This is a genomic window from Myroides albus (genome assembly GCF_009711045.1).
Lineage (GTDB): Bacteria > Bacteroidota > Bacteroidia > Flavobacteriales > Flavobacteriaceae > Flavobacterium > Flavobacterium album_A.
In genome coordinates, this window is sequence record NZ_WMJX01000130.1 from 1 (window position 1) to 697 (window position 697).

The following is a 697-nucleotide window of genomic DNA, read 5'->3' on the forward strand; positions in this document are numbered from 1 at the left end:
AGTAATGCCCGTGCGGGTTCAAGTCCCGCTCCGAGTACTTAAAAATCCTAAGTTAACGCTTAGGATTTTTTTTTGTCCCTATAGAAGTTATCCTTAAGGGTATCTCTAGGAAAGAAGATTTCTTAATTTTGTTTCTTAAATGATATGAGTGCATTCGTTATTAGTATTAAAGAGAACGGAAAATATAAATACACTTTTGAACATAGAAGAGGGAAAACCCTTATGACTAGTGTGGAGTATCCGACCATTGAAGCTGTACAAGCAAATATTGAGTTTCTTAGATCAAACTTTAGTTCTCTCAACTTTATCAAGTTCAAAACTCCAGGAGGCAAACACTTCTTCCGTTTAGCTATAGAGAAAAAGATATATGCGAACAGTAGGAGATTCAATACAGAATTGAGATTTGAAAAAGCTATGGAGGAGATAAAACTAAACTTCAACAACGCTGAGATATTGGACTTATCCTTTGATATTTTTGGCAATCTATCAGCTGATGACATCTTTGGAACAGAATAATTTCTTGAATCAATACTATAAAAAACTGATAGCCAATAGGTAAGTATTTTTATCTAAAAAAAGTAAAAAAAGACTTTTTATTTCATAAAAAAAGATTCTATATTTGCACTCGCAATACGGAACAAGTATTGTAGTCTACACTAAGACGCTCGGGTGGTGGAAGTGGTAGACACGCTGGACT

At 34.0% G+C, this 697-nt stretch carries 1 protein-coding gene; it reads left to right on the plus strand.

The window, feature by feature from the left end; all coding sequences use genetic code 11:
• Positions 1-144 precede the first annotated feature (144 nt).
• A complete protein-coding gene (locus GJV76_RS15640) occupies positions 145-516 on the plus strand; it encodes a hypothetical protein (RefSeq protein WP_155093505.1) in 372 nt (123 codons plus the stop codon).
• Positions 517-697 lie beyond the last annotated feature (181 nt).

What these genes read in the sequence shown, in the direction of transcription:
- GJV76_RS15640 (WP_155093505.1), top strand. Translation starts at nt 145, where the DNA reads ATGAGTGCATTCGTTATTAGTATTAAAGAGAACGGAAAATATAAATAC.